The sequence below is a fragment of the Fischerella sp. genome (assembly GCF_013388695.1).
Classification (GTDB): domain Bacteria; phylum Cyanobacteriota; class Cyanobacteriia; order Cyanobacteriales; family Nostocaceae; genus PCC9605.
Window position 1 is genome coordinate 39,579 of record NZ_JACAEU010000035.1, and the last position, 7,301, is coordinate 46,879.

The following is a 7,301-nucleotide window of genomic DNA, read 5'->3' on the forward strand; positions in this document are numbered from 1 at the left end:
TAGCCGACACACAGAACGTAAACTTTACAATTTTTTGATGACGAAAGTCGCCATTATTCTTCTTCCATTGCTAGGGCATTAACAGCAGCAGCGGCGATCGCACTCCCACCCCTTCTGCCATGCAATGTCAGAAATGGCACACCTCGACTATCTGCTACTAGTGTCGCTTTTGACTCAGCTGCTCCCACAAACCCAACTGGAAAACCCAAGATCGCTGCTGGCTTTGGTGCGCCAGCATCCAGCATTTCCAATAGCCGAAACAAAGCTGTAGGTGCATTGCCAATTGCTACCACAGCTCCTTCTAAATTTGGTCGCCATAATTCCAAGGCAGCAGCAGAGCGGGTAGTACCAAGGCGCTGAGCAATTTCTGGCACATTGGGATGATTCAGCGTGCAAATCACAGCATTTTCCGCAGGCAATCGCCGCCGTATAATCCCTTCTGCGACCATCCGAGCATCACACAAAATTGCTGCCCCCGCTGCTAAAGCTGTCCGTCCTGATACAACTACCGTCGGTGAAGCTACTAAGTCATCAACAATATCAATCATGCCACAGGCATGAATAAGACGCACAGCAACATTCGCCACATCCGGTGCTAGCACAGATAAATTCGCCTCTGAACGAATGATGGCGAAGGATTGGCGATAGATTTCGTTGCCATCCCGAATGTAGTCAATAGTCATTTGTTGGTTGTCTATTGTTTATTAAGGTAAAATTTCAGGTTCCGATTCTCTCACGGGTACAGTTACGGGGTTAATCTTCTTGCCGGAACTTTCCAAAACTGGTTGTTGCTGTGTAATAGTTGTTTGTTCCGTTACAGTCACATCTTTGTTTACACCAGCCAAAGTATCGCGCTGGTTAATTAAATAAATGCTGATTAAAGTTAGAGCGACTCCTCCCCACTGCAAGGGACTGAGGACTTCCTGAAGCAGCAAATTGCCAAATAGTAAGGCAAATACGGGGGTGAGGAAAGTAAGAGCACTAAGACTGGTGAGATTGCCACTAGAGGCGAAATAGAAAAACAATGCATAGGCGATCGCACTACCAAATACCGTAGCGTATGCCAAAGCTATCCAGTCAGATGGTATTAAATTCTGCCATTGCTGGGATTCTACAACTGATGAAATACCCCATAGAGGCAAACCGCCTAAAATCATATGCCATCCAGTGGCAGTAACAGGATCTGCATGACGGCTAACAAACCGGATAGTTACCGTTCCCACTGCCATACTGAGTGCTGCCAAAAGCATTAACCATTCGCCACTAGCAAACAAAGAGTGGAAGAGTGGAACAGATGTAGAGACGCGCCATGGCGCGTCTGAGAGTGGGAGAATATGATTAGACACAAGATCTACGATCAATTCGTCAGGTAAGCCAATTAAACTAATGCCCGTAACTCCCAGTAAAAGTCCTAGCCACCCCCACAGGCCAATTCTTTCCTGAAACAACCAACAAGACATCAAAGCCACAGCTAGGGGCTGAGAATCAATCATCACCGATCCTAAGCCAGCACCTGTTCTGACTAGTCCCTCTGCCAAAAAGCCTTGAAACAAAGCCCCATCTACTAGGGCAAATACAGTAATCCACAGCCATGCGGCCCAACCCTTGGGCTGAGGTCTACCCATAGCAGCAGCTACGATCAAAATCAGCATTCCAGCTGGTACTATACGCACTCCTGCCATAAATAAGGGGGTGGTGTGAGATATCACTCCTTTCATCGCCACCATTGCCGTACCCCACAGGAAAAAGGGTGCGATTAAGAGTAGGAGAGTGAAGGAAAGCCGAGATGCACTCAGTTTCAGCTGCATGGGATCGCTGACGCCTTTGTTTGACACAACTGCAAAATTGCTTTACCTAATTTTATCGAATTATGTCTTTTTGTGAAGAAAATAATACTTATAGGGAATGGGGAGGTGGGGAGTAGTCAATTAAAAATTAAAAATTAAAAATTAAAAATTTTGAATTTTGAATTTTACATTTTTAATTCCCCGAAGGGGAGATGGGGAGAGTGGGGAGACAACCAACAACTAACCACTAACCACTAACCACCAACCAACGTTTATTCGCACCAAACTACTTAATCAAACCTGTCTGCATGGCGACGATGAAGGCTTGAGAGCGATCGCGCACTTCTAGCTTATGTAAAATTGCATGCACATGAACTCTGACTGTGCCCGTTGTAATATATAGCACTTCAGCTATCTCTTGATTAGTTTTCCCTTTTGCTATTAGCGATAAAATTTCCTGTTCTCGTTGCGTCAGTGGATTTGTGGTTATAGATGAGATTTTTGAGAGCAATCTGATCATGGGGATTTTGGTTTTCTTAATCTTGATGGCGCAAGGATGGCTACCACTAAATCCCACAGGGCAAGGATTTGTGCGATCGCGTAGCGGCTCCTCTGGAGCATCGCGCAATGGTGGATTAACTCCGGCAGATTCTTGGGTATTTTTGGTGAACCCGGAGTCAACGTCTTGAAGCTAAACATGGTGTTAGATGCTTTGCAGTCCAACCGTTAGCAAACAATGAGCGCGAACTTCTTCTAGTGTGTACACCATCATTTCAATGAAGCTCTTGTGGGGTGGGCATCTTGCCCGCCCGCTATTCCTTGCAACTTAGAGTATTAATTTCTAGTAAATATTTGTAAAATATAATTAACAATGTTAAAAAATATGTAGTAATGTCAATACCAAATCATCGTGTTGGCAAAAACAAACCCCGCGTTATCGTTATTGGTGCGGGAATAGGCGGACTCACAGCTGGAGCTTTATTAGCCAAGAGAGGTTACAGTGTCTTAATCTTGGATCAAGCCCTAGTTCCTGGAGGCTGTGCTTCTACCTTTAAACGCAAAGGCTTCACCTTTGATGTAGGTGCAACCCAGGTAGCAGGTTTGGAACCAGGAGGAATTCATCACCGGATTTTTTCAGAACTAGAAATAGATCTGCCACCAGCGACACCATGCGATCCAGCTTGTGCAGTGTACTTACCTGGGGAAGATACACCAATCAATGTTTGGCGCGATCGCCAAAAATGGCAAGAAGAACGTCAGCGACAGTTCCCTGGTAGCGAACCCTTTTGGCAATTAATTGCAGCACTATTCAAAGCGAGTTGGGAATTTCAAGGACGCGATCCCGTACTACCGCCACGTGATATCTGGGATTTGTTGCAGCTAACAAAAGCAGTGCGTCCCGGTACATTAATTACCGTACCTTATACCTTGTTTACGGTGGGGGATGCTTTGCGTGCCTATAAACTGGCAGATGATCATCGTTTGCGGACTTTTTTGGATTTGCAACTGAAGTTGTATTCCCAGGTGAATGCAGAAGAAACAGCATTACTTTACGCAGCAACGGCGTTGAGTGTCTCGCAGGAACCGCAAGGATTGTTTCATCTTCAAGGTAGCATGCAGGTACTTAGCGATCGCCTAGTACAAGCTTTGGAAAGAGATGGCGGTAAATTATTAATGCGCCATACTGTTGAAAACATCAAAGTCAAGGATGGCAAAGCTACGGCTGTGGTGATTCGTAACCAAAAAACAGGGGAAGTATGGACTGAATCAGCCGACCATGTAGTTGCTAATGTTACTGTTCAAAACCTAGTACAGTTGCTTGGTAAGAAAGCCCCGCGTGGGTATAAAAAGCGTGTAGAAAAACTGCCGCCAGCATCGGGCGCGTTTGTAATCTATTTGGGTGTCGATGAAAGTGCGATTCCGCCTGGATGTCCGCCTCACCTACAGTTTATGTACGACGCAAATGGCCCGATTGGCGAGAATAATTCCCTATTTGTATCTGTTAGTAATCCTGGTGATGGTCGTGCCCCAGTCGGAAAAGGTACGATTATTGCATCTTCCTTCGTAGATCCAAAACCTTGGTGGGATACAGAGAATTATGAAGGGTTAAAGCAAAAGTATACAGAAGATGCGATCGCCCACCTTGCAAAATACTTTTACTTAAAACCAGAAACTATTCTTCATATAGAAGCCGCCACACCGCGTACCTTTGCCCGTTTTACAGTTCGCGATCGAGGTATTGTTGGTGGTATTGGTCAAAGAATACCTACATTCGGTCCTTTTGGTTTCGCCAATCGTACACCCATAAAAGATTTGTGGTTAGTCGGTGACTCTACCCATCCCGGTGAAGGTACTGCTGGTGTGAGTTACTCAGCCCTAACAGTAGTACGGCAAATTGATGGGTAATTGGTTGGTGGTTAGTTGTTTGTTGGTGGTTGGTTGTTGTTTGTTAGTGGTTAGTGGTTAGTAGTTAGTGGTTAGTGGTTAGTAGTTAGTGGTTAGTGGTTGTTAACTATGCCCAATGCCCAATGCCCACTTTCCCCATTCCCCAATCCCCAATCCCCAATCCCCTTTACTGTAAAAACCTGTCTAAGGCAGCTTTGAGTTGTTCAATTTCTACGTCAATATTGCCTTCTTCTGCGGCTCTGGCAATACACTCTGTTAAATGTTCATCTAAAATAATTCGTGCTACCCGATCTAATGCACCCCGCACTGCGGCAATTTGCAACAACACATCCGGACAGGGGCTATTTTGCTGCACCATAGTCTTAATACCACGAATATGCCCTTCTATACGCGACAGCCGATTGACCAATCGCCGCAAAGACTCTTCACTATGAACGTGAGGATGAGACGACTGTCCATGCTTGTGAGTTTGATCTGCATGTACATGGTCTGTATCTTCCAGGAGTATATCCTCCTCTTGCTCAAAATTGGGCAAGGATGATTTAGCTAATCGCTTCGATCCGTTCATTGGTTACTGTTGAAGTTTTGGTAGTACATAAGATCCTAGCCTAGAGAGGCGTGGAAAGAGTGCGAGGTGGGGGAGTGGGAGAGAGGGAGAGATGGGGAGATGGGGAAGGGGGGGCCCCCACTTTGTGGGGATAAGGGGCAATGGGGAAAGTGGGCATTGGGCATTGGGCATAATTAACAACCACTAACTACTAACCACTAACCACCAACTACTAACTACTAACCACTAACTTTTGACTAATGACCAATGACTAATGACTAATGACTAACTACCCTGATTCCCGAACATTGCAAGTGTGAATGTCTAGAATAGCTTTCCACCTCTAAATTCAAATAAATTTAATTATTAATTACAGACCTAATCGCGTAACGCCCTAAGTATAAAAATTAGGAGAAATCGCGAAACTTGCAGATGAGAACCAGCGTCAATACGCAGGGATTCTCATCAAATCTGCAACAATAGCTTTAAAGATAATTGTCGCAATTACCTAACTACTAGACTGAAACATTTAGGTTGTGGTTATGCTATTTTCCCAACTACCCCGGTCTATTCGACAACTCACTACTCACGTATTAGCTGTAATTTTAGGAGTTGTACTAACTGTTGGCACCCTACAGGTGTCACCTTCCCAAGCTGAACCAGCACCAGATCCTGTCACAACAGACACACCACAACTAATTGCCCAGCGGCAATCACCAGCAGCAGCCGCTATTGGTAGCAGCAGCTTTGTGACGGCAGCGGTAAATCGCGTGGGGGCGGCAGTTGTACGGATTGATACCGAACGTACAGTTACCCGTCGTATCCCCGATCCATTCTATGATGACCCGTTCTTTCGGAGGTTTTTTGGTGAAAGTTTTCCCCAACAGTTGCCTCCGGAGCAATTACGCGGTCTAGGCTCTGGTTTCATTATTGACAAAAGTGGCTTAGTTCTGACTAACGCCCACGTGGTCGATAATGCTGATAAAGTCACAGTCCGCCTCAAGGATGGCCGCTCTTTTGAGGGCAAAGTTCAAGGTGTGGATGAGGTAACAGACTTGGCTGTCGTCAAGATTAACGCTGGTGGCGATTTGCCCGTTGCACCCTTAGGTACTTCATCTAATGTACAGGTGGGAGATTGGGCGATCGCAGTAGGCAATCCCTTGGGATTCGATAGCACTGTCACCTTAGGTATTGTCAGTACCCTCAGACGTTCCAGCGCCCAAGTAGGTATCCCCGATAAACGCTTGGACTTTATTCAAACTGATGCTGCAATTAACCCCGGTAACTCTGGCGGGCCGCTATTGAATGAACGAGGTGAAGTGATTGGCATCAACACAGCTATTCGTGCTGATGCGATGGGGATTGGGTTTGCTATTCCTATTGATAAAGCCAAACAAATAGCAGCCCAATTGCAACGTGGTGGCAAAGTCGCTCATCCTTACTTAGGCGTGCAGATGGTAACTTTAACACCCCAGCTAGCAAAAGAGAGCAACAGCGACCCCAATTCCCAGTTTCTCATCCCAGAAGTGAATGGGGTTTTAGTGATGCGAGTTATACCTAATTCACCAGCGGCTAATGCGGGTATTCGTCGAGGAGATGTAATTACTCAAGTTGATGGTCAACCGATCGCTAGTGCCGAACAGTTGCAAAATCTCGTCGAAGATAGTCGTATCGGTCAGACGTTGCAAGTAAAAGTGCAGCGCGGTAATCAGACACAGCAGCTAGCAGTACGCACGGCTGAATTGCAAAATGCGTCTAGGTAGTTAGTAGGTAGTAGTTAGTAGGTAGTAGTTAGTAGTTAGTAGTTAGTAGTTAGTAGTTAGTAGGTAGTTGTTTACTATTAACCACTAAACACTAAACACTAACCACTAAACACTAAACACTAACTACTAACCACTATCCACTAACCACTAACCACTGACTTATTCAATAAAAATTGCCGCAAACTTAGCAGATTCAAATTTTGCCCCAAAGCCAGTGGCAAAATTGACACTCCTTCCAGACGGGACTGTACCCAACCTTCTCCCCAGTACCATTCGTGAAAGCCGTCAATTCCTTGACTGAGAATCAAGCGCAAGCTGTTGGAAGTTGCTACATCTACTTGATGATGAATAGTGACTGGCCCGGTTCGGGTAGTAAATTGAAATCCTGGATGCAACTGTTCTGGCATTCCAGGTGGAAGGCTACCCGAAAGTAGCCATTTTTCTAATTGTGCAGGACGCAGCAGACTGTCGCCAATTGCAGTTGCTGAAGCTTCAAGTTCTATTCGCAGTTGACTTTTTTGGAAAGTACCCAGCATTGTTGGAGCGATCGCTTTTTCTTTTAGTATGGCAAATTTGAAGATGCGATCGCATTTATCGCCCGCAAGACGTTAACCTGAAACAAGCCGTTTTCAGAATGAAGTGTGAATGAAGGATGAATAGAATTTTTCAGCCTTTATACTTTATCAGAAAAATGGGTTTAAAACCTCGCCCTTCTAGGGCGACTTTACTTTTGTATGCCTTTAGTTTACCATAGTAGATATAGTTTGGTAAGCACAGTGTTAAAAGCCTACAAGTACA

Annotated in this window: 6 protein-coding genes and 2 pseudogenes; 3 read left to right on the forward strand and 5 right to left on the reverse strand. The window is 45.2% G+C overall.

Annotated features, from left to right (window positions below; translation table 11 throughout):
* Positions 1 to 53: 53 nt before the first annotated feature.
* The 3 genes and pseudogenes from HXY43_RS06115 to HXY43_RS06125 form a co-directional block, all read right to left on the reverse strand.
* Positions 54 to 683, reverse strand: a complete 630-nt coding sequence (locus tag HXY43_RS06115; protein WP_290881199.1) for a precorrin-8X methylmutase — start codon at positions 681 to 683, stop codon at positions 54 to 56.
* A gap of 21 nt (positions 684 to 704) precedes the next feature.
* Entirely contained in the window at positions 705 to 1,808 is a 1,104-nt protein-coding gene (locus HXY43_RS06120; protein ID WP_290881217.1) for a DMT family transporter, read from the reverse strand.
* 265 nt (positions 1,809 to 2,073) lie between these two features.
* A pseudogene (locus HXY43_RS06125) lies at positions 2,074 to 2,277 on the reverse strand (response regulator transcription factor); the annotation flags it as partial.
* Positions 2,278 to 2,430: 153 nt separating this feature from the next.
* Between HXY43_RS06125 and HXY43_RS06130 the strand changes: the two are divergent.
* A pseudogene (locus HXY43_RS06130) lies at positions 2,431 to 2,517 on the forward strand (potassium-transporting ATPase subunit C); the annotation flags it as partial.
* 167 nt (positions 2,518 to 2,684) lie between these two features.
* Positions 2,685 to 4,193: a C-3',4' desaturase CrtD gene (gene crtD, locus HXY43_RS06135; protein ID WP_290881219.1), complete on the forward strand. Its 1,509-nt coding sequence runs from the start codon at positions 2,685 to 2,687 to the stop codon at positions 4,191 to 4,193.
* A gap of 166 nt (positions 4,194 to 4,359) precedes the next feature.
* Here the strand turns inward: crtD and HXY43_RS06140 are convergent, their stop codons facing one another.
* Positions 4,360 to 4,761, reverse strand: a complete 402-nt coding sequence (locus HXY43_RS06140) for a metal-sensitive transcriptional regulator (RefSeq protein ID WP_290881202.1) — start codon at positions 4,759 to 4,761, stop codon at positions 4,360 to 4,362.
* A gap of 521 nt (positions 4,762 to 5,282) precedes the next feature.
* On the opposite strand from HXY43_RS06140, the gene HXY43_RS06145 reads away from it, so the two are divergent.
* Positions 5,283 to 6,503: an HhoA/HhoB/HtrA family serine endopeptidase gene (locus tag HXY43_RS06145; RefSeq protein ID WP_290881205.1), complete on the forward strand. Its 1,221-nt coding sequence runs from the start codon at positions 5,283 to 5,285 to the stop codon at positions 6,501 to 6,503.
* Between the two features lie 140 nt (positions 6,504 to 6,643).
* Here HXY43_RS06145 and HXY43_RS06150 read toward each other — a convergent pair whose 3' ends face one another.
* Positions 6,644 to 7,039 carry a hypothetical protein gene (locus HXY43_RS06150; RefSeq protein ID WP_290881208.1) on the reverse strand — a complete coding sequence of 132 codons (396 nt, stop codon included), beginning with the start codon at positions 7,037 to 7,039 and terminating at the stop codon, positions 6,644 to 6,646.
* Positions 7,040 to 7,301: the final 262 nt, after the last annotated feature.